The sequence below is a fragment of the Janthinobacterium sp. PSRC1-1 genome (assembly GCF_049897525.1).
In the GTDB taxonomy this organism is placed as follows: Bacteria; Pseudomonadota; Gammaproteobacteria; order Burkholderiales; family Burkholderiaceae_D; genus Janthinobacterium; species Janthinobacterium tructae.
This window is the reverse complement of record NZ_JAFCWK010000002.1, coordinates 54,754-74,567: the sequence shown is the minus strand read 5'-3', so window position 1 is coordinate 74,567 and position 19,814 is coordinate 54,754. Positions and strand designations below refer to the sequence as shown.

Below are 19,814 nucleotides of genomic sequence, written 5' to 3'. Positions count from 1 at the left end.
TCCGTGCGCGCACGCTGCCGGCGCTTCAGTCTGGCGGCGGCAGCGGCGGGGAACGTCCCTGGTGCCATTGCCGCATGCGCTGCTGCGCCTCTTGCAACTGTGCCGGCTCCAGCCTGGCGGCGGCCGCTTCCCTGGCCTTGGCCGCCCCGCTATCGCCGCCCTCGGCCGCCAGCGCCAGCCACATGTAGCCGCACAGCACATCTTTCTCCACGCCGCGCCCGCTGTTATACATGCCGCCCAGGTTGTACTGAGCCAGCGCATGGCCCTGGCCGGCCGCACGCGCATACCATTGCACGGCCAGGCCGTGGTCTTGCGGCACGCCATGGCCGTTCGCATACATGACGCCCAAATTGTTTTGCGCGCTGGCATCGCCCTGCTCGGCGGCCGTACGGTACCAGCGCACGGCGCAGACATCGTCGCGTTCCACGCCCTGGCCATTGGCATGCATCACGCCCAGGTTGAACTGCGCATTCGACGCGCCCTGGGCCGCCGCCCTGGCATACCAGTCCAGCGCCTGACGCAAGTCGCGGGCGATGCCGCGCCCGCCCGCATACATGCCGCCCAGATTGTATTGCGCCATGCAATGGCCCTGCAGCGCGGCGCGCCGGTACCAGACCACGGCGCGCGCCTCGTCCTTGTCCACGCCCTGGCCGCGCGCCAGCATCAGGCCCAGGTTGAACTGGGCGTCGGCATCGTCCTGCTCGGCCGCCCGCTGCAGCCAGGCATAGGCGCGCAGTTGGTCGGGCGCCACGCCCAGGCCTTCCGCATACGCCACGCCAAGTTGCCGCTGCGCCACCGCCAAGCCCTGGGCGGCGGCCTGGCGGAACCAGGCCAGCGCCTGGGCATCGCTTTGCGCCACGCCCTGCCCCCGCTTGTAGACGAGTCCCAGGTTCAGCTGCGCCTGCGCATCGCCCTGCAAGGCTGCCTTGCGGAACCAGGCCAGGGCCAGCGCATCGTTCTTTTTCGCGCCCAGCCCCTGGGCATACGCTTCGCCCAGCATCGATTGCGCGCTGGCCACGCCCTGTTCGGAGGCGCGGTAAAACCACGCCAGGGCCAGCTCGTCGCTCTGCAGCACGCCCCGTCCCTTGCGGTACATCTGCCCCAGGTTTTGCTGAGCCGAAGCATCGCCCTGGGCGGCGGCGCGGCGAAACCACAGCACGGCGTCTTCGTCGCTCTGCGCCACGCCGCGGCCGTGGTAATACAGGGCGCCCAGGTGGTTCTGCGCGAACGCCAGCCCTTGCAGCGCGGCCAGGCGCAGCCAGACAAAGGCGCGCGCATCGTCCTGCGCCACGCCTTCACCCTTTTTGTACATCAAGCCCAGGTTGAACTGGGCATAGGCATTGCCCTGTTCGGCAGCCGTGCGGAACCAGATATACGCCTGGTGGCTATCTCTGGCAGTATGGTGCTTGTCCATGTGCGCCCCCATCCACATTGCGCTTGCCGGCAGCACGCGCAAAACGGCGGCCCAGGGCGGCGAAATCGTGTGTGTTGCCTAAATTTTAAATTCGATACGGGGGAAGGACTTGAGCAGGCTCAAACGAAATAACAAAATTACATCGTTTTGATGAGCCCGCTTAGAGGCGATGCGCGGATCAGCGGCGTGATGGATGCTTTTGCAGGAATTGCGGCACTTTCGCGGCCGCCAGCTTGTTGAGCGACACCAGCAGATCGGCGTCGACATCGGCGATGCCGTAGCTGCTGCGCAAATGGCGGCCGATATGGATCAGCACTTGCGCCGCCACTTCCGCATCGGACTCGGCCCTGTGGGCGGCGCTCTTGAAGGCGATGCCCAGCTGGCTCGACAGCAAGCCCAGCTTGTAACTGGCCATGCCGGGAAACACGCGGCGCGACAGTTTCAAGGAACACACGAGCGACTGGTGCGCGGGTGTCAGGTTCAGCCTGGCGCTTTCCGCGCGCAGGAATTTTTCATCGAAGCTGGCATTGTGCGCCGACAAGGCATCGCTGCCGATGAAATCGAGTAACTGCGGCACCACCTCGGCCACGGGCGGCGCCTTGTCCACCATCGCCTGCGTGATGCCCGTCAAGCCCGTGATGAACGAGGGAATGCGCGCATTGCAGTTGATCAGCGTCACATAGCGTTCCGTGATCCGCCCGCCCTCGATGCGCAAGGCCGCTACTTCCGTGATGCGGTCGCCCATGTCGGGCGACAAGCCGGTCGTCTCGAAGTCGATCATGACGATCGGTTTGTCAAACACATTCATGGGGCGCTCTTTCGTGGCTACAGCAATGGGCGATACTCAATGGGTGATGATTATCAACCAAATTTACGCACCGCGTCCAGCGCCAAGCCGGCGCCGATACTGCCGAACAGGTCGCCTTCGACCTTGCGCGCGGCCGGCACCAGGGCGGCGATCTTTTCACGCAGCAAGCGCACGCCGCTCGATCCGCCCGTGAAGAACACGGTGTCGACGGCGTCCGGCGCCACGCCCGCGTCGCGCAACAGCCGCAGCACGGTTTCTTCCACGGAACCGCACAAATGGCCGATGGCGTCGTCGAATTGCGTGCGTTTGAGCAACAGGCTCTGCGCGGGCGACAGGCGGTCCAGTTCCAGCTGCACTTCGGCCGCGTCGGACAGGGCGATCTTGCCCTCTTCCACTTTCATGGCCAGCCAGTGGCCGGCGCGCTCGTCGATCAGCTTTTGCAAGCGCCCCATTTTGTCTTGCTCACGCGCATCGCGGCACACGTCGGCCAGCTGTACCCAGATCTTCTTCGTGTAGGCCAGGTTGATCGTGTGCCAGGTCGCCAGGTTGAAATAATAGCTGGACGGCACTTCGCTATTGTTATGCAGGCGGCTGCCATAGCCGAGCAAAGGCATGACCGAAGACAGGCTCAGGTATTTATCGAAGTCCGTGCCACCGATGTGTACGCCGCCCGTGGCGAGGATGTCGTCGCGTCGCTCGGCCTTCCTGGCCCGTTCTGGCGACAACCGCACCAGCGAAAAGTCGGAGGTACCGCCGCCGATGTCGGCGATCAGCACCAGCTCTTCCCTGGCAATCTGCGACTCGTAGTCGAAGGCGGCGGCAATCGGCTCGAACTGGAAGGCGACGTCCTTGAAGCCCACGGAACGTGCCACGTCGGCCAGCGTGTCTTGCGCCAGCTGGTCGGCTTGCGCATTGTCGTCGATAAAGAAAACGGGACGACCGAACACGGCCGACGAGAATTCGCGGCCGGCCGATTGCTCGGCGCGGCGTTTCACTTCGCCAATGAATTGGGCCAGCAACATGCGAAATGGCAAGGCGCGGCCACCCACTTCCGTCTGGCCATCGATGAGACTGGTGCCCAGCAAGCTTTTCAGCGAGCGCATCAATCGCCCCTCGTAACCGGCCAGATAACCGGCCAGCGCCGCGCGGCCAAAACTGACTTCCTCGTCTTCCGCATTGAAGAAGACGACGGACGGTAAGGTCGTCTTGCCATCTTCCAGGCCGAGCATGGTGCTCTGCCCGGGACGTGCCCAGCCTACCGTGGAATTTGACGTGCCGAAATCGACGCCGCAAGCATTGGCCATGTCGACCCTTCGCTGAATAAAGGGGCGTTATCTTATCAGAATGCACGCCATTGCACCAGAAAAATACTTCAGGCACGGCCAAGACAACAAGCTTGCTTTGCATCAAGTAGCGACGGTGGGCACAAGCTACTCTTGGGATTGACGCCGAGCAACTCGGCAAGCTCCCGGAGACCCATCGTGCCCCATGCCCCCCTGCACCGCCTGTCCGCCACTTTGCTGGCGGCCCTCCTCGTATCCCTGGCCGGCTGCGGCGGCGGGGGTAGTACCGATAGCCAGGCTGACGCCGGCTGCTCGCTGCACAGCACGGCAGGCTGCGGCGGCAGCCCGCCGCCACTCATCAATCCGCCCGTCACGCCGCCTGTTACCCCGCCTATAACGCCACCCGTGATTCCGCCCGTCACGCCACCCGAGCCTGCCAGCCTGGCCAGCGCCGTCAACCTGGTGTTTTCCAGCACGGAACTGGCCTCGGCGGGGCTGGCCGGCAGTGAAGTGGCCGTCACGGCCCTCGTCAAGGATGGCGCCAACCTGGCCTTGCCAAACGCAAAGATTTCCTTTGCCGCCGATTCCGGCATCCTCGGCAGCGTCGATGCCGTGACGGACAAGAACGGCCAGGCGCGCGCCCTGCTGGGCACGGGTGGCGCCAACGGCAACCGCAGCATCACCGTGACGGCCAATGTGGGCGCGCGCAGCGGCAAAGGGACGGTGGCGGTCACGGGCAGCAGCGTGGAGTTGCTGGGGCCGGCCGCCTTGATGCTGGGCCAGGGCGCCGACCTCACCGTCACCGTGCGCGACTCGGCAAAGCGGCCCGTGGCCGGCGCCGCCATCGCCTACAGCACGGGCGCCGGCAACGGCCTGCGCGTCAAGGATGGCGGCGCGGCGCTCAGCAATGCGCAAGGCCAGCTGCTGCTGCGCCTGACGGCAGGCAGCCTGGGCAAGGATGCCGTGTCCGTCAGCGCGCTGGGCGCTGCCGCCACGCAAGCCTATGCCGTGGCCGGCAGCGAACTGCGCCTGAGTCCGGCCGTGGGCCAGGACGCCAGCGGCGCGGACGTGCTGCCGGAAGTGGCGACCCTGGCGTGCCAGCCCATCGACGTGCGCTACGACAAGGCTGGTGTGGCGCAAACGGGCAGCGCCAGCCTGTCGACCTCGCGCGGCAGCCTGTTTGCGGACAGCGCCTGCAGCCAGGCCTTGCCCGCCAGCTTGATCTTTAACAATGGCAACTTGCCGCGCAGCTATGTGCAGTCGGCCAACACGGGCGTGGCCAGCATTACGGCGGCCGTGGCGGGCGGGCCCTCGGCGCAGACACGGCTGGAATTCGTCGCGCCCCTGAGCGGCGCCAGCAAGCTGGCCGTGCAGGCGGAGCCGGCCGTGCTGCGCGCGAATACGAGCACTTCGGCGGCCTCGTCCGACAACGCCAGCACCAGTATCAGCACCATCGGCGCCGTGGTGCGCGATGGCGCGGCGAACAACCTGGTCAAGAATGCGCCCGTGCTGTTCAGCATCTTGAGCGACCCCAGCGGCGGCTACCTGCGGCAGGCGGGCCGGGTGCTGACGGGCAGCGACGGCCTGGCGCGCGCCGTGTATGTGGCGGGGCCGGCCGAAAGCGGGCGCGACGGTGTGCTGATCCAGGCCCGCATCGAGGGCGCAGCGCAAGCGGCGGCCACGGCGCTCGTGCGCCTGACGGTGGCGCGGCAAGCGTTGTCGATCAAGCTGGGTACGGGCAGCCTGCTGCGCGAATACTCGACCAGCGTGCTGCAAAAGGACTTTACCGTGTTCGTTTCCGACAGCGCAGGCAACGCCGTGTCCGGCGTCGCCATCACGGCCGCCGCCTGGCCCAGCCGCTATGCCAAGGGATATTATGTGTGGGAGGCGGACAAGCCCGAGTTCCCCGACACGGGCGTCTGGCGCCTGGCCCTGCCCCGCTACAGCTGCGCCAATGAAGATATCTTGCGCAACGGCATTTTTGACGCCGCCTACGACCGCAACGGCAATGGCGTGCTCGATCCGGGCATCCCCCTGACCGTGAGCGCCAGCGGCCTGAGCGACGCGCTGGGCATGGCCACCGTCACCCTCAGTTATCCGCGCAACCATGGTTCCTGGGTGCACGTCGCCCTGACGGTGCGCGGCACGGTCAGCGGCACGGAAGCGAGCGCCACGGCGGACTTTCCATTACCCACGCTGGCCAGCGACTTCAGCGCGCGCCGCGTGGACCCGCCAGGACGCATCAGCCCCTATGGAAGCGGCCCCTGCGACAGCCCCGACTGAGGGGCAAGCATACCACTTGCCATTCAATCAAATTATTTGCAACATGGACAAGAAAACAGTCTTGCCACATGGAAATATTTTCGCTATGCTCATTTTTTCCGCCCAAGCCGCCACAAGCGGCCGGACCTGCAGGAATACTTTGAGACAGATTGCTTGCCAAACCAATATGCGAAAAAAGAATACTGTAGCCTGGACACCCGGCACCACCGCCCGCCCCGTACCCGGCGCCGGACGGCGCGTGACCTCGTATGACGTGGCCCTGCTGGCCGGCGTGTCGCAATCGGCCGTGTCGCGCTGCTTCAAGCCGGGCGCCAGCATCTCGCCCGCCACCCAGGCCAAGGTCATGCAGGCGGCCATCAGTCTCGACTACATCCCCAACGCGGCCGCGCGCAGCCTGATCACGCGGCGCTCGAACCTGGTGGCCGTCATCATTTCCAACCTGGCCAATCTGTACTATCCGCAAGTGCTGTCCGACCTGAGCCAGCAAATCGCCCGCCAAGGCAAGCGTTTATTATTGTTCACCCTCGAGCGCGAAGCGGACATCGGCAAAGTCTTGAGCGATGTGTGGCAATACCAGGTCGATGGCGCCGTCGTGGCCGCCGGACTGTCGGACGAGCAAATGCTTGAGTTTGGCCGGCGCGACGTGCCGCTGGTGCTGTTCAACCGCAGCCCCCGCGAGCACGCCGTGCACGCCGTGCTGTGCGACCAGGGGGAAGCGGCGCGCCTGCTCGTGTCGCGCCTGGCCGAGGCGGGTCACCGCCAGTTCGCCGTCATCGACGGCCCCGGCGACTCGGCCGTGGCGCAGGAACGCAAGGCCGGCGTACTGGACAGGCTGTTCACGCTGGGCTTGCCCGCGCCCATCGTCGTCAGCGGCAACTACGATTACGCCAGCGGCGGACGGGGCCTGCGCAAGGTCATCGACCGCCTGGGCCGCGTGCCGGACGCGGTCATTTGCGGCAACGACATCATGGCCATCGGCTGCCTGGACACGGCGCGCCACCAGATGGGCATCCAGGTGCCGCTGCAAATGTCGGTGGCCGGCTTCGACGCGCTGGAAGCGTCGGGTTGGCTCAGCTACGACATCACCACCCTGCGCCAGCCCGTGCAAAAGATGGCCACCGACGCCGTCGCCATGCTGGGAGAACTAATGGAACGGCGCGGCGGCAACGCCGAACGGCGCCGCTATTGCTCGTATCTGGTGGAGGGGAGCACGGCGAGGCTGAGCAGCGAACCGGCGTATATGGCGCAGCGTCTCGGCATGATGGCCGCTGCTTAAAAGCAAAAAACCTCGCATCGCTGCGAGGTTTTAGCGTTCTGCTGCAATGGATATCAACCGAAGATCTTGCCCTTGAGCATATTCAAGCCCTGGCTGACGAGGTCATTGCCTTCTGGCACTTGACCGTTCGGCGTCAGCTTGTCGATCAGCTGGGGCAGCAAGGCTGCCAGGCCACCTGAGGCCGCGTCCGGTGCAACGCCCGCTTTTTCAGCGATTTCGGTGATCGTGTCGGCGCCCAGCGCATCCTTGATCTGTTCGCCGGAGACGGGCGCATTGGCGCCGGTGCCGATCCAGCTGGCCACCTGGTCGCCCAGGCCGCTTTCCTGGAATTTCTGCAGCAGGCCCGGCAAACCGCCATGCTGGTTGACCAGCTCCATCACGCTGGCCATCAGCCCCGATGACGCTTCCCCCTCCGCGCCCTTGTTGCCCAAAGCGCTCATCGCCTGTCCTGCAAGTTGATCTAGCAAACTCATCGTATTCTCCTGAACGCTGTCAATCAATGCCGCGCATAGCGGCGTCCGGTAAGGTCGGCGCTAAGTAACCCCCAATAAATTATTGTGATTTCTGCCTTCCATAACCGGCGCTCTGCGGCGTTGCCCACTGCTAGCAGTGCTCGCACTGCGTCGCAGCGGGCGCCTTGCATAGCATCCGGTTCTGTTCGTCATAACTTCACAATAATTTCCTGAGGATTACTTAATCCCCGACACACGCAACAATTATACTATATATAATTTGAATGTCATATTTGCAATTTAACGAGCAACTCCAAAACAGGCCCGGCCGTAGCTGCACCCACCTCCATCATATTTAGTTCAGCACAACATGCAAGCGTCAATTGACGGTTCGCAGCAACGTGTAACATTCATTTTCCTGCTTACGGAGGAGTATCAATTTCCGGGGGCTTAGCGGCTGGCATCACGCAATGCTCCTGAAGGTGCGCTCGCCCACAGTCGGCCTGGTCGCTTGTGCGTAGACTGGTCCCATCACCACCACGAGGACGGCCCCATGCCACACGCGCAACACCAGGATGAAGATGGCCAGCCCGGCGACGAAGGCGACTTGTCCGACCTGCTCAGCGAATTGCGCATCCTGCTGCCGGGCGCGCAGATGCTGACGGCCTTCCTCATCATCCTGCCTTTCAACGGCGGCTTCGCGAAGATCGTGCAGGCGGAAAAAATCGTCTTCCTGCTGACGTTTTTCCTGTCCATGACCAGCCTGGTGCTGCTCAGCGCGCCAGCCATCCAGCACCGCGTGATGCGTCCCCTGCAAGACCGCGAGCGCTTCAAGCGCGTGGCCGACCGTATCATGATGTGCGGCGCCTTTTCGCTGGCGTTGGCATTCATCCTCGGCACCAACCTGGTGATGTCGGAAGTGTTCGGCCACATCGCCGGCATCGTCGCCTGCGTCCTGATGGGCACACTCATCATTTGCATGTGGTGGTGGCTGCCCCTGCACTTCAAGCACGCCAGAAAAATCTAGGCGGCGAGGCCCGCCTGCTTCAGCGAGGTCTCAGGAAGATCCCCAACAGCGGATGCATTCCGTGTTATCGTTAACAACAAGAGCAATCGGGGGTGTGTGCAGTGCAGCAGATTTTAGCCGTCGCCCAGCAGAGCTTGCCCGAATCTTTTACAATGTTGTCCCTAGGCAGTTGTTACAGCCCAAAAATACCGGCCATCCGTCGACTCTGTTGGCGCATTGCCACTTCCGGCCGGGCCACAGCACGCCCCTCCACCCTGTCATTCTTTACCCAACTAACAAGCACATGCACGCCTCCGTAGATCCCCTGATTCCGCGCGTCACCGCGCCTTTTGGCGCTGGCTATGCCGACCTGGCCCTGGCCCTCGGCGGCCTGGCCATCGGCACAGGCGAATTCGCCTCCATGAGCATCCTGCCCGTGGTCGCCGACGACCTGGGCACGACCTTGCCGCAAATGAGCCACATGATCAGCGCCTACGCGCTGGGCGTGGTCGTCGGCGCGCCCCTGATCACGATCTTCCTGGCGCGCATGCCGCGCCGGCTGATGCTGATCTGTCTGATGCTGATGTTCGCTGGCGGCAACTTGCTCAGCGCCATCGCTCCCAATTATGGCTTGCTGGTGGTGGCCCGCTTCGTGGCCGGCATCCCGCATGGCGCCTACTTTGGCGTGGCAGCGCTGGTGGCGGCCGCCCTGGCCGAACCGGACAAACGGGGCCAGGCTGTCGCCCGTGTCCTGATGGGCTTGACGGTGGCGAATATCTTCGGCGTGCCGCTGGCCACGTATATCGGCCAGACCCTGGGCTGGCGCTCGGCCTTCTTGCTGGTCGCCGCGCTGGGCTTGCTGACCATGCTGATGGTGCGCATCTTCGTGCCCATGGTGGCCGCCGGCGATTCCAGCCCGCGCCGCGAACTGGGCGTGTTCCGCCGCCTGCAAGTGTGGCTGACCCTGCTGATGGTGGCGATCGGCTTCGGCGGCATGTTTGCCGTCTACACCTTCATCACGCCCACCTTGCTGGAAATCACGAAAGTGTCGCCGCTGGTCATCTCGATCTTGCTGGCCATCATCGGTGTCGGCATGACGGTGGGCAATCTGATCGGCGGCTGGCTGGCCGACCGCTCGCGCCTGTGGACCATCTTCGGCGTGCTGCTGTGGAACGTGGCCGCGCTGGCCGCGTTTACTTATACCAGCAGCAATGTCTGGCTGACGGCGATCAACCTGTTTGCCATCGGCGCCGGCATCGCCGTCGCTCCCGCCGTACAGACGCGGCTGATGGACGTGGCCGGCGACGCGCAAACGGTGGCCGCCGCCCTCAACCATTCCGCCTTCAACATCGCCAACGCCCTGGGCGCCTGGGCCGGCGGCATCGCCATCGCCATGGGCATGGGCTTGCGCTCGACCGGCTGGGTCGGCGCCATGCTGGCCTGCGGCGGCATCGTCGTGCTGGGCATTTCCGTGCTGGTGGAAAACCGCAGCCGCAATGTGAGCGGCGCGCAGCCGGCTTGATGGTGTAAGCGAGTGGCAGCCTGCTCAGGCTGCCACTCTGTTGCCAGCGCTTAATCTTCGATGGCAAACGCCACCGCCGCCTCGCAATGCATGGCCGTGGTATTAAATAGCGGCACCTGCTGGATCAGCTGCGGTATCTCCATACATCCCAATATCACGCCCGGCACGCCTTGCAGCCGCAGTTTTTCTATGATGGAGAGGAATATCTTCCGACTGGCATCCGTAAAGATACTCTGCACCAGTTCCGTATAGATGATGTCGTGGAGGATTTCCTGGTCGGCCGCATCGGGCGTCACCGTGGTGATGCCGCGCTGCTCCAGCGCGTCGTGATAAAAACGGCCCGCCATCGTCCGCTTGAGGCCAGCAAACCGACCTTAGGCAGGTCCGACTGCCGCACCCGTTTCGCCGTTTCCTCGACTCCGCTGTTTTTTGTGTTGCACCTCAATTCCCAGGCAAAAAAATGCGTAAATTACACGCTGAGGCAACTCAAGCAGAGGCGTGGCCAGGCTTATGAAACATCAGTGCTCTCGCCGTTGAGTGCACACCAGGCATAACGCACGGCAGAGGCATCGTCGGACTTCTTGACGGACTGTGCCCCGGATGCCAGATTATCCTGTTCGAACTGGCGCAATTGCTGCAGCAGCGTATCGAGCTCCGTTTCTCCGCAGCGCCGCACCAGCCCTTCCATCGAATACAGGCCATAGGTATCGACCAGCCGGTAGAATCCATCCGTCATGGCCAGCAGTTGCGATTGTCTGTCCATGTCAAACGCATATTGCCTGGCCTTCAATTCCCCTTGTGGATACATGCACAGTATCGTCGGCGCATCGTGCATGTTCTGAAATGCGCGGCGCTCCCGCAGCATCGGCAGCAAGGCCGCGAATACCTGCGCCTTGTCCTCGATTCCTTGCGCTTTTAACCGCGCAATGGCCGCCTTCAGTATGTCTTCCTGCGCATTCTCATAGGGATCGATATCGCGCACGTCCCCGGCGGCATTCGAGACAAACACCTTGCAATCGCCGAGCGCGTAGATCTGCACGGCGGCGCCAGCATCGCCCTCGATAATGCGTGCCCACGTCACGGCGGCAATGGGATAGGCATACGCAGGAATGTGCGTCAGATCAAGACTCGCCTCCACATCGCGCTGGAAACGCGCCAATGCCAGCTTGATGCTGTCGTGTTGACTCAAGCCGTGCGTGACCACCTCCTTCAACAAGGCGGAAAAAGTCGACACGAACCAGGCGGCGTCCCCCGCGACCGTATCGAAGTAATTCTTCTCGGAGACCGAGCTTGCACCATCAAAAATCAGGATATCCACGATTCCTGCATTGTGCAGATAAACCGTTACCAGATCTTCATTATTCTTTGCGCCGGCGGCATCGGACACGTGGACAATTTTCATCAGTTGTAGGGATTCTTCTCGTAAGGATTGTTGGCAAGGCCGGCAAGGCCATTCGCTAAGTAGGTCGTGGGAAATTATTGTGAATTTATGACGAACAGAACCGGATGCTCTGCAAGGCGCCCGCTGCGACGCAGTGCGAGCACTGCTAGCAGCGGGCAACACCGCAGAGCGCCGGTTATGGAAGTCAGAAATCACAATAATTTATTGCGACCTACTTAGCCCCGCATGACATCATGCCGGTTCGACGTCTCGCGGCTGTATACGCGCTCGAACGCGGCCAGGCTCTCCGCCTGTGCCCACAGGCTGGCGATATGGTGAAATTCATCCTCGAACGGCTGCTCGAAATCGGGCACGTCCGTCGCATATTCGCAATTGCGGCTCAGCATGACCAGCCAGTCGGGATACGCTAGCGCCGGGTACAAGCGGGTCAGGATGGCATCGAGCGACGACACGCTTTCCCGGCCTGCCAGGTAGGCGGCGCGCAGTGCGACGATGTATTTGCCAGCGAGGAATTGCTCCGCCAGACGCGCGTCGCCACGGTAACGTTCGATGATGACTTCGGCCAGCGGCAACACCTCGTCGACACCCCGGGCGCTGGCCAGCAGCACGATTTCCAGATCGTCGCCTTCCTGATCGAGGCGCAAGCGTTCCACGGCCCAGTCGACGCAGCGCTCCGCCAGTCCATCTCCATGGCGCAGCCGGAAGCATTCCAGCTCAAGTTCCATCAATTGTTCCATTGTTATTCTTCGCAAGCGCGTAGCGATAAAGGGTGCCCGGCACCTGAAAGGATGGTTGTTGCCAGCATATTATACGACAGACAGTGAAAAGCCCACGGAGGGGATAAGGACTGAAAGAATGGGGGCGCGCTTCGAGAGGAAAGAGGGGGAAACAAATAATATTGTCGCGCAGCGCAGCATTTAATCAAAACAAGGGAAACAATAAACCAATTAGAAATATAGACCCAAGGTTTATCGGGAAGTTATTCTTTTAAAGAAACATCAAAACAGGCCATGCGCGCCGCATGCCGAACATGGCCCTTGCCCGATTACTGCGGATTCGACGCCACGATGAATGGATCGAAGGTCAGCAGGGTATTACCTGCCAGCAACAAGGTCATCGTATATTGCACATTGCTGCCTTTGGCATTCACGCGGCCGCCCCATACGGTGTTGTCGTATTGCGGGTAAGGCGCCGGGTTGACCATGCCGCTGGTGATGGCAGTGCCGGCAAAGTTGTGGATGGAAACCTGCTCGGCCGGGTCCAGCGAGCTCACGTTCCAGACGATGGTGTCGCCGTTCTTGCAGGTTGTCACCAGCTCATTGCCGCCTTCGTTGCCATTGCCCGAGTAGCCGGTCGTATCGACCATGAAGACATACCTGCTCAGATTGCCTTGTGCCACTGCCTGACCAACATTGACCGCTACCAGTACATTAATTGTTGCCATGGTTTTACCCCTCTTTGGAATGGAATTAAACATTACAACTATCCTTTGTGCGATGAAATAATGAAGACCCAGTCACATCACCGGCAGCGCCATCGGCGCAAGCGGATTCGATCACTGGCGCATAAAAATACGCGAAATGTATCAATTAAAAATACACGGAATATATCAATAAATCACCAAATCTATCGACAAGTTCATGCACCACAAGATCAATGAACTTTTTGATCCTCATTACCGCAACCACGAAGAGAGAATATTTTATTTATTTTTTCAAGTCAAATTATATTTAATAATATTTAGAATCTATCCATTAATAACATTTAATTTTTAAATGAAATTTCTTATATATTCAATATTGACATTCCGTGTTTGATTTACCGCAAACAATAGAGGTATACCGACGGGAAAAGATGATGGGGAGAGGGGAAACAGGCGCAGGCAACGGGTGCCGCATGGGCGCGACTGGCCCTGCGGCAACTCAGCGCGTTTGCAGCATCTTCTGCAACACCGCATCGAGCTCATAAAAATCCACGGGCTTGGTCAGGTGCAAATCAAAACCCGCGTCGGACGCCATCTGGCGGTCCTTGTCCTGGCCCCAGCCCGTCACGGCGACCAGAATGGCATGTTGGCCGCACGGCTGGGAACGCAGCAGGCGCGCCACGTCATAGCCATTCATGTGCGGCAAGCCGATGTCGAGCAGGATCACGCGCGGCATGAAGGCTTGCGCCGCCGCCATGCCGGCCGCGCCATCGTAGGCCGTGCGCACGTCATAGCCAAGGATGTCGAGCGCCAGCGCCAGGCTTTCGGCCGCGTCGGCGCTGTCGTCGATGACCAGCACCTTGCCTTCGCGCGTGCCGGCCAGCAGGCGGCGGTTGACCGGCGTTGGGGCCTGCAGCGGCACGGCCGGCAGCGGAAGGCGCAATGTAAAGGTGCTGCCCTGCCCCACGCCATCGCTGTGCGCACTGATGCTGCCGCCATGCAATTCGGCCAGGCCGCGCACCAGCGACAGGCCGATGCCCAGGCCACCCTGGGCCAGAGACAGGGCCGGCGGCAACTGCGAAAACAGGTCGAAGACGGTGTCCAGATGCGCGTGCGCGATGCCGATGCCCGAGTCGCGCACGCTGATGCGCGCCTCGTGTTCCGTGCATGCCACGTCCAGCCAGATGACGCCGTTGGCGGGCGTGTACTTGACGGCGTTGGTCAGCAGGTTGGCGATCATCTGCGCCAGGCGCGTGGCGTCGGCGTCGAGCCAGATGGGCCGCGGCCATTGCTCCACGTGCACCTTGTGGCCGGACTGCGCCGCCAGCTCGGCGACGCTGAGCAGGGCCGCGTCCACCACGGGCGCCAGTTCCACGCTGGCACGGCGCAACTCCAGGCGGCCCCGCGTGATGCGCGACACTTCCGTCAAGTCGTCGACCAGATGCGTCATGTGGCCCACTTGCCGGCCCAGCACGTCGCGTGCCCAGCGCAGCTGCGGGTCGTCCAGTTGCGCCAGGCGTAGCACTTCCAGCACATTGCGCATCGGGGCGAGCGGGCTGCGCAGCTCGTGTGCCAGCGTGGCGAGGAATTCGTCCTTGCGCCGGTCGGCGGCCGCCAGCTGCTCGTTGAGCTCGCCGGCCTCCTTGCGCGCCAACTGCAGCTGCTGCTCGTATTTGCGCCGGTCGCTGGCGACAAAGACGGCGACCTCGTCATAACGCACGCCCTCGTGCACGCGCCGCACGGCATTGAACAGCATGGGAATCGCTTGCCCCTGGCGCTGGCGCATGTCGAGCAGGATTTCCGAGACGCTGCCCTGCACCTGCATCAGGGGCAGCCAGTGCGTCTGGTGGAACACGCGCCCGCCGATGGTCAGCAAGTCCTGCAATTTCTTTTTCCCGAGCAATTCTTCCGCGCCATAGCCGAGCCAGCCGCAAAAGGTGGCGTTCGCCTGCACGATGGTGCCGTCGGCCGTGCACAGCAGCAAGCCGCAGGCCGCATGCTGGAACAAGGTATTGGCGTCAGGCAAGGAAGGCAGCATGTCGCGCATTACAGGTGCAGGCCGTCGAGAAAGTGACGGATGGCGCGGTAACTGGCATCGGGCGCGCTCATGTGCGGGCAATGGCCCACGTTCTCGACCACGTGCAGGCTGCTGTGCGGCAGCATGTCGCGCAAATACTCGCCCACGGGCGGTGGCGCGATGAAGTCGTCGCTGCATTGCACGATCAGCGCCGGCGTGCGGTTGTGCGGCAAGATGGCGCGGTGGTCGGACAGAAACGTGGCTTGCGCGAAATGCCGGGCGATGGCGGGGTCCGTGCGGCAAAAGCTGCTGGCCAGGTCGTCGCCCAGCGCCGGTTGGCCGGGCGCGCCCATGATGGCCGGCGCCATGCTGGCGGACCAGCCCAGGTAATTGCTGTCCATGGCACTCAGCAAGTCGTCGATGTCGGCACGGCTGAAGCCGCCCCGGTAGCCAGATGCCGCGTCGTCGATATAACACGGCGACGGCGCCAGCATGATTTGCGCGGCGAACAAGTCCGGCTCGGCGATGCTGGCCAGCAAGGCGCTCATGGCGCTGACGGAGTGGCCCACACAAATGACGGGGCCGCCGCCGACGGCATGGATGACTTGCCGCAAATCGGCGCCATGTGCGTCCAGGCGCGCGTAGCGGCCGACATCATAGGCGTCCAGGTCGGAAGCGCCGCTGCCGACCAGGTCGAACAGCACCGTGCGGTAGCGGGGACGAAACAGCGGCTCCAGGTAGCGCCACATGGTCTGGTCGCAGCCAAAGCCATGCATGAACACCATGGTGGTTGCCGCGCCCGCCTGCGGCGCAGCGCTGCATTCGCTCACGCGGACATTGTTCTGTTCTTCTATGCGCATGTTCGTCCTGAGTATTGCCACATGGAACTCAAATTGGCATCTTGCCAGCATCTTAGCATGCGCGGTTTGCCCCGGGCCAACACCAATGGCGCTGGACAAATGCCTTGCCACGGCGGATAATGAGAACGATTCCCATTATCAAAATACCAGGCCCGTGCCTGGCGTTCCCTGTGCGCCGCCATGGCGCCTGCTGGCGGCAACAAGCCGGTTTCATGTTGAAGGTTTGTACCGCATGCGCGCTTTCTGGACTGTCATACACCGCTGGGCTGGTCTCACCATCGCCCTCTTCCTCATCGTTGCGGGCCTCACGGGCGCCGTCACCTCATGGGACCATGAACTCGACGAGTGGCTCAACGCCGACATCATGGACACGCCCGGCCGCGGTCCCCTGCAGCAACCATTTGCGCTGGCGCAAAAGGTCGCCGCCGCCGACCCGCGCGTGGCGGTCAATTACATGACCCTGGGCCTGGAAGCAGGCCATGCGGCCGCCTTCATGGTGCGCCCCCTGACCGATCCGGCGACCAGCAAGCCGTTCGTGCTCGACTACAACACCGTGTACATCGACCCCGTCACGGCGCAGATCACGGGCACGCGCGATTCGACGGCGATTTCCCTGTCGCGCCGCAGCCTGATGCCCTTCCTGCGCCACCTGCACTACAGCCTGCACGTGCCCGCCTTCTGGGGCACGGACCGCTGGGGCTACTGGCTGATGGGGAGCATAGCCCTGATCTGGCTGCTCGACAGCATGGTGGCGTTGTACCTGACCACGCCACGCTGCCTTCGCCCACGCGCCCCGGACGAGGCGCCGCGCCACCGCGACGCCGCCAGCTGGTGGCAGCGCTGGAAACCGTCGTGGGTGGTGCGCTGGGCAGCGGGCGGCTACAAGCTCAATTTCGACCTGCACCGCGCGGGCGGCCTGTGGGTGTGGGCCATCATCATCGTCGTCGCGTTCACCTCGTTCTCGTTGAACCTGTACCGCGAAGTGTTTTATCCCGTCATGTCGCTGGTGTCGACCACCACGCCGGGCCCGTATGAAACGCAGACGCCGGCGCCGTACGGCAGCTACATCACGCCCGTGATCGGCTTCGAGCAGGCGGTAGCCATTGCGAAAAAGCAGGCCGTGCGGCGCGGCATCACGGCGCCCATCGGCGGCATTTACTATGGCGGCAATTATTCGTTCTACAACGTCTCGTTCTTCGACCCCGCCGACGAATTCGGCGCGGCCGGCATGGGCCTGTCGAACCTGTACGTCGACGGCATGGACGGCAGCATCATCGGCCAGCACAAGCCGTGGGAAGGCACGGCCGCCGATGTCTTCGTGCAACTGCAATTCCCCCTGCACTCGGGCCGCATCCTCGGCTTGCCGGGACGCATCTTGATGTCCTTCATGGGCATCATGGTCGCCATGCTGTCGGTGACGGGCATCGTCATCTGGGAGCGCAAACGCCGCGCGCGCCGGCTGCAGGCGAAGAGCCATTGAAATTCACCTAAACGCGCGACTTCACAACGCATAGCCGCCATCGCACTTCCGCACTTTACTACCCAATAGCCGGCACATGCCGGCTGTCTGCGCTGCGCGCTTGCCATGCGCCAGCCCGGCCAGCACCATCAAATGCAGTTTACTTGCATTAGCATTCCACGCGAGCTATTATTGCAACTCGATTGCATCTATGCATTCCGCTGTGCCTGCGTCCAGCGCCAGCCCCCATTCCGCCTTTTTAGAGAGTCCCATGCGCCATCACGTATTCGCAGCCGCCATGCTGTCCACTACCCCGCTCACTTACGCGGCGGACGACATCACCCTGCAGACCATCAACATCCGCGCAGACAAGCCAGCAACCATCGACAGCGTCGTTGTCGTTGAAAATACGCAAGCCCAGAACCGGACCCTGGGCGGCATGCTCGAGCATGTCTCGGGCGTGCAAAGCAGCGCCTTCGGGCCGAATGCGGGCGCACCAGTGATCCGCAGCCTGAGCGGCAGCCGCGTGCAGATCCTCGAAGATGGCCAGTCCATCCTCGGCATGAATGCGCTCAGCGGCGACATCAATATCCCCTTCGATCCGCTGTTTGCGCGCAGCGTCACCGTGAACAAATCGTCCGATAGCGTGCGCTTCGGCGGCAATGCCATCGGCGGCAGCGTCGACGTCGATTCCGGCCTCATTTCCAGGAAGATGGAGGACAAGCCAAAAGACCTGGAACTGGTCCTGCGCAAGGGCTTCAACGATGCCGACGCGCAAGGCTTGCGCGTCAACTTCAACGATGGCAAGCGCTTCTCGACGAATCTGCAACTGTCCTTCCAGAAAATCGGCCATTACGACATTCCCGGCAACAGCAAGGCCGGCGTGTGCAACAGCCAGCTGTTCCCTGCAAACGGTGGAGTCAACACCTTCCTGGCCGACAGTTGCCAGAAGGAAGCGCGTATCCAGCAGATCTACAACAAGGCCTCGCAACCGTTTATCGACCAGTTCATGACGGAAAATCCGGACTGGGCGGACGGTGATTTTTCCTTCTACACCAATCAGCCGACCTCCGTCTGGCAGCGCAAGACCTACGTCAATCCCGCCAACCCCGCCTACGTGCCCGGTACGCCGTCGACGACCAAGAGCAAGATCAACAAGGACGTGACGCCCGACTACCACGGCACCCTGGGCAACAGCCATGCCAGCAATGCCCACTTTGCCGTCGGCAGCACCTACTTTTTCGATCGTGGCTACGTGGCCGTCAGCGTCGATACCAAGAATAGCGAATACGGCGTCCCGGGTTTTTCCATGGAAAACAAGTCGTTCGGAGCGAACTATGACGAAGGGCTGCCCGTCGGCGTGGTGATACAGCAGGATAAATATGCGCTGGAAGCCCATCTGCGCGATCCCGTCGCATACCTTGAAAGCATGCAACTGCGCGTGTCCCGCCTGAACAATGCGTCGGGAGAGCGCCTGGGTTCCGCCAAGGCGAACGACTACCAGTTCGACACCAATCAGGCCGAACTGCTGATTGCGCACCGGCGCGCAGGGTCGTTGAGCGGCGTGCTTGGCCTGAGCCACAAGTCCCGGGATATCGCCGGCAGCGGGCCGCAGCGCTACCTTCCCGATACGAACACGGTCAGCCGCGCGCTGTTCCTCAAGGAAAGCCTCGACGTCGACTGGGCCACCTTCGATGCGGGCTTTCGCCATGAAACAGTGGAGCACGAGATCCGCAAGAGCGGCTTCAAGACGTCGCGAAATGCGAGCAATGCCACACTCGATGACAAGTCGTTCAGCCTGAACAGCTACAGCCTGGGGGCCTCGGCCAAGCTGGGCCAGTTGTTCGGTGCGAAGCTGCGCTATGCCGCCTCCGAAAGAGCGCCCGACGTCAATGAATTGTATGCGAGCAACCGCCACTATTCGATCATGACCCAGGAAGAAGGCAACCAGAAGCTGAAGGCCGAGCGCGCGAAGAGTACGGAACTCACCGGCCTGTTCGCCAACCGCGGCTTCCAGCTGTCGGCAACGGGCTACGTCATGCAGTACGAGAACTATCTCTACCTTGGCCATTCTGGAGCCCAGATGGCCAATCGCCTGCCCTTGAAGTACTGGAAACAGACCGATACGACGGTCAGGGGATTCGAAGTCGACGCCTCCCAGGTCGTGCAGCTTGGCGGCTACGGAAAATTGAACCTCTCCGCATTTGCCGACCTGGTCAAGAACAAGGCGGACCATCCCGACAAGCTGCGCGCGCACAACGACGGCGCCTACCTGCCCAACATGCCCACCAACCGCTACGGCGCGCATCTGCTGTGGGAAAACCAGGGCTGGAAGGCCAGACTGTCCGGCACCCGCTATGACAAGCAGAAGTACCTGGGCAAGAGCGTCAGCGAGGAAGTGCCGCTCGACGGCTACACCATGGTGAATTTCCAGGTCAGCCGCGCATTGCAGGTGCCCAATTCGCCGTTTGCAGGCATCGAGGTGTTCATCAGCGGCAGCAACCTGCTCGATGCGGATGCCAGGCCGCACAATTCGCCGCTGAAATACATCGCGCCCTTGCCGGGCCGCAGCTTCCAGCTTGGATTGAGCGCCAGGCTGTAAGGCGCGG

16 protein-coding genes are annotated in these 19,814 nt (G+C 62.4%); 6 read left to right on the top strand and 10 right to left on the bottom strand.

Features of this window, described 5'->3' with window-relative positions:
• Positions 1–25: 25 nt before the first annotated feature.
• The 3 genes from ACP7DW_RS03910 to ACP7DW_RS03900 form a co-directional block, all read right to left on the bottom strand.
• Positions 26–1,414 (bottom strand): tetratricopeptide repeat protein, encoded by a 1,389-nt coding sequence (locus ACP7DW_RS03910; protein WP_426053976.1) that lies wholly within the window; start codon positions 1,412–1,414, stop codon positions 26–28.
• A 178-nt stretch (positions 1,415–1,592) separates the two neighbouring features.
• Positions 1,593–2,222, bottom strand: a complete 630-nt coding sequence (locus tag ACP7DW_RS03905) for a 3'-5' exonuclease (RefSeq protein WP_180287949.1) — start codon at positions 2,220–2,222, stop codon at positions 1,593–1,595.
• Positions 2,223–2,275: 53 nt separating this feature from the next.
• Positions 2,276–3,526 carry an Hsp70 family protein gene (locus ACP7DW_RS03900; protein WP_426053975.1) on the bottom strand — a complete coding sequence of 417 codons (1,251 nt, stop codon included), beginning with the start codon at positions 3,524–3,526 and terminating at the stop codon, positions 2,276–2,278.
• 177 nt (positions 3,527–3,703) lie between these two features.
• On the opposite strand from ACP7DW_RS03900, the gene ACP7DW_RS03895 reads away from it, so the two are divergent.
• The gene (locus tag ACP7DW_RS03895) at positions 3,704–5,788 is read left to right on the top strand and encodes an Ig-like domain-containing protein (RefSeq protein ID WP_426053974.1); all 2,085 of its coding nucleotides are present in this window, start codon (positions 3,704–3,706) and stop codon (positions 5,786–5,788) included.
• A 166-nt stretch (positions 5,789–5,954) separates the two neighbouring features.
• Complete coding sequence (locus ACP7DW_RS03890) at positions 5,955–7,064, top strand: LacI family DNA-binding transcriptional regulator (RefSeq protein WP_116744289.1); 1,110 nt, start codon at positions 5,955–5,957, stop codon at positions 7,062–7,064.
• A gap of 53 nt (positions 7,065–7,117) precedes the next feature.
• Here the strand turns inward: ACP7DW_RS03890 and ACP7DW_RS03885 are convergent, their stop codons facing one another.
• Positions 7,118–7,537 carry a YidB family protein gene (locus ACP7DW_RS03885; RefSeq protein WP_071077506.1) on the bottom strand — a complete coding sequence of 140 codons (420 nt, stop codon included), beginning with the start codon at positions 7,535–7,537 and terminating at the stop codon, positions 7,118–7,120.
• 532 nt (positions 7,538–8,069) lie between these two features.
• Between ACP7DW_RS03885 and ACP7DW_RS03880 the strand changes: the two genes are divergently transcribed.
• Entirely contained in the window at positions 8,070–8,543 is a 474-nt protein-coding gene (locus tag ACP7DW_RS03880; RefSeq protein WP_426053973.1) for a DUF6328 family protein, read from the top strand.
• A 283-nt stretch (positions 8,544–8,826) separates the two neighbouring features.
• Entirely contained in the window at positions 8,827–10,044 is a 1,218-nt protein-coding gene (locus ACP7DW_RS03875; protein ID WP_426053972.1) for an MFS transporter, read from the top strand.
• 50 nt (positions 10,045–10,094) lie between these two features.
• On the opposite strand, the gene ACP7DW_RS03870 is transcribed toward ACP7DW_RS03875, so the two are convergent.
• The 6 genes from ACP7DW_RS03870 to ACP7DW_RS03845 form a co-directional block, all read right to left on the bottom strand.
• Positions 10,095–10,391: an aspartate/glutamate racemase family protein gene (locus ACP7DW_RS03870; protein WP_426053971.1), complete on the bottom strand. Its 297-nt coding sequence runs from the start codon at positions 10,389–10,391 to the stop codon at positions 10,095–10,097.
• Between the two features lie 161 nt (positions 10,392–10,552).
• Complete coding sequence (locus ACP7DW_RS03865; RefSeq protein ID WP_426053970.1) at positions 10,553–11,446, bottom strand: hypothetical protein; 894 nt, start codon at positions 11,444–11,446, stop codon at positions 10,553–10,555.
• Between the two features lie 215 nt (positions 11,447–11,661).
• Positions 11,662–12,183 carry a hypothetical protein gene (locus tag ACP7DW_RS03860; protein WP_426053969.1) on the bottom strand — a complete coding sequence of 174 codons (522 nt, stop codon included), beginning with the start codon at positions 12,181–12,183 and terminating at the stop codon, positions 11,662–11,664.
• A 308-nt stretch (positions 12,184–12,491) separates the two neighbouring features.
• Complete coding sequence (locus ACP7DW_RS03855) at positions 12,492–12,890, bottom strand: hypothetical protein (RefSeq protein ID WP_426053968.1); 399 nt, start codon at positions 12,888–12,890, stop codon at positions 12,492–12,494.
• Positions 12,891–13,368: 478 nt separating this feature from the next.
• The gene (locus tag ACP7DW_RS03850; protein ID WP_426053967.1) at positions 13,369–14,907 is read right to left on the bottom strand and encodes an ATP-binding protein; all 1,539 of its coding nucleotides are present in this window, start codon (positions 14,905–14,907) and stop codon (positions 13,369–13,371) included.
• An 8-nt stretch (positions 14,908–14,915) separates the two neighbouring features.
• Positions 14,916–15,746, bottom strand: a complete 831-nt coding sequence (locus tag ACP7DW_RS03845) for an alpha/beta fold hydrolase (RefSeq protein ID WP_426053966.1) — start codon at positions 15,744–15,746, stop codon at positions 14,916–14,918.
• 232 nt (positions 15,747–15,978) lie between these two features.
• Between ACP7DW_RS03845 and ACP7DW_RS03840 the strand changes: the two genes are divergently transcribed.
• Together ACP7DW_RS03840 and ACP7DW_RS03835 are read left to right on the top strand one after the other, a co-directional pair.
• Entirely contained in the window at positions 15,979–17,226 is a 1,248-nt protein-coding gene (locus ACP7DW_RS03840) for a PepSY-associated TM helix domain-containing protein (RefSeq protein ID WP_426053965.1), read from the top strand.
• A gap of 250 nt (positions 17,227–17,476) precedes the next feature.
• Positions 17,477–19,807, top strand: coding sequence for a TonB-dependent receptor (locus tag ACP7DW_RS03835; protein ID WP_426053964.1), 2,331 nt, complete (start codon positions 17,477–17,479; stop codon positions 19,805–19,807).
• Positions 19,808–19,814 lie beyond the last annotated feature (7 nt).

Bases quoted from the DNA above. Each gene is read 5' to 3' on its own strand.
- ACP7DW_RS03885 (WP_071077506.1), bottom strand. From the start codon at position 7,537: ATGAGTTTGCTAGATCAACTTGCAGGACAGGCGATGAGCGCTTTGGGC.
- ACP7DW_RS03870 (WP_426053971.1), bottom strand. From the start codon at position 10,391: ATGGCGGGCCGTTTTTATCACGACGCGCTGGAGCAGCGCGGCATCACC.
- ACP7DW_RS03880 (WP_426053973.1), top strand. From the start codon at position 8,070: ATGCCACACGCGCAACACCAGGATGAAGATGGCCAGCCCGGCGACGAA.
- ACP7DW_RS03845 (WP_426053966.1), bottom strand. From the start codon at position 15,746: ATGCGCATAGAAGAACAGAACAATGTCCGCGTGAGCGAATGCAGCGCT.
- ACP7DW_RS03835 (WP_426053964.1), top strand. From the start codon at position 17,477: ATGCGCCATCACGTATTCGCAGCCGCCATGCTGTCCACTACCCCGCTC.
- ACP7DW_RS03910 (WP_426053976.1), bottom strand. From the start codon at position 1,414: ATGGACAAGCACCATACTGCCAGAGATAGCCACCAGGCGTATATCTGG.
- ACP7DW_RS03905 (WP_180287949.1), bottom strand. From the start codon at position 2,222: ATGAATGTGTTTGACAAACCGATCGTCATGATCGACTTCGAGACGACC.
- ACP7DW_RS03900 (WP_426053975.1), bottom strand. From the start codon at position 3,526: ATGGCCAATGCTTGCGGCGTCGATTTCGGCACGTCAAATTCCACGGTA.
- ACP7DW_RS03865 (WP_426053970.1), bottom strand. From the start codon at position 11,446: ATGAAAATTGTCCACGTGTCCGATGCCGCCGGCGCAAAGAATAATGAA.
- ACP7DW_RS03855 (WP_426053968.1), bottom strand. From the start codon at position 12,890: ATGGCAACAATTAATGTACTGGTAGCGGTCAATGTTGGTCAGGCAGTG.
- ACP7DW_RS03840 (WP_426053965.1), top strand. From the start codon at position 15,979: ATGCGCGCTTTCTGGACTGTCATACACCGCTGGGCTGGTCTCACCATC.
- ACP7DW_RS03875 (WP_426053972.1), top strand. From the start codon at position 8,827: ATGCACGCCTCCGTAGATCCCCTGATTCCGCGCGTCACCGCGCCTTTT.
- ACP7DW_RS03850 (WP_426053967.1), bottom strand. From the start codon at position 14,907: ATGCTGCCTTCCTTGCCTGACGCCAATACCTTGTTCCAGCATGCGGCC.
- ACP7DW_RS03860 (WP_426053969.1), bottom strand. From the start codon at position 12,183: ATGGAACAATTGATGGAACTTGAGCTGGAATGCTTCCGGCTGCGCCAT.
- ACP7DW_RS03890 (WP_116744289.1), top strand. From the start codon at position 5,955: ATGCGAAAAAAGAATACTGTAGCCTGGACACCCGGCACCACCGCCCGC.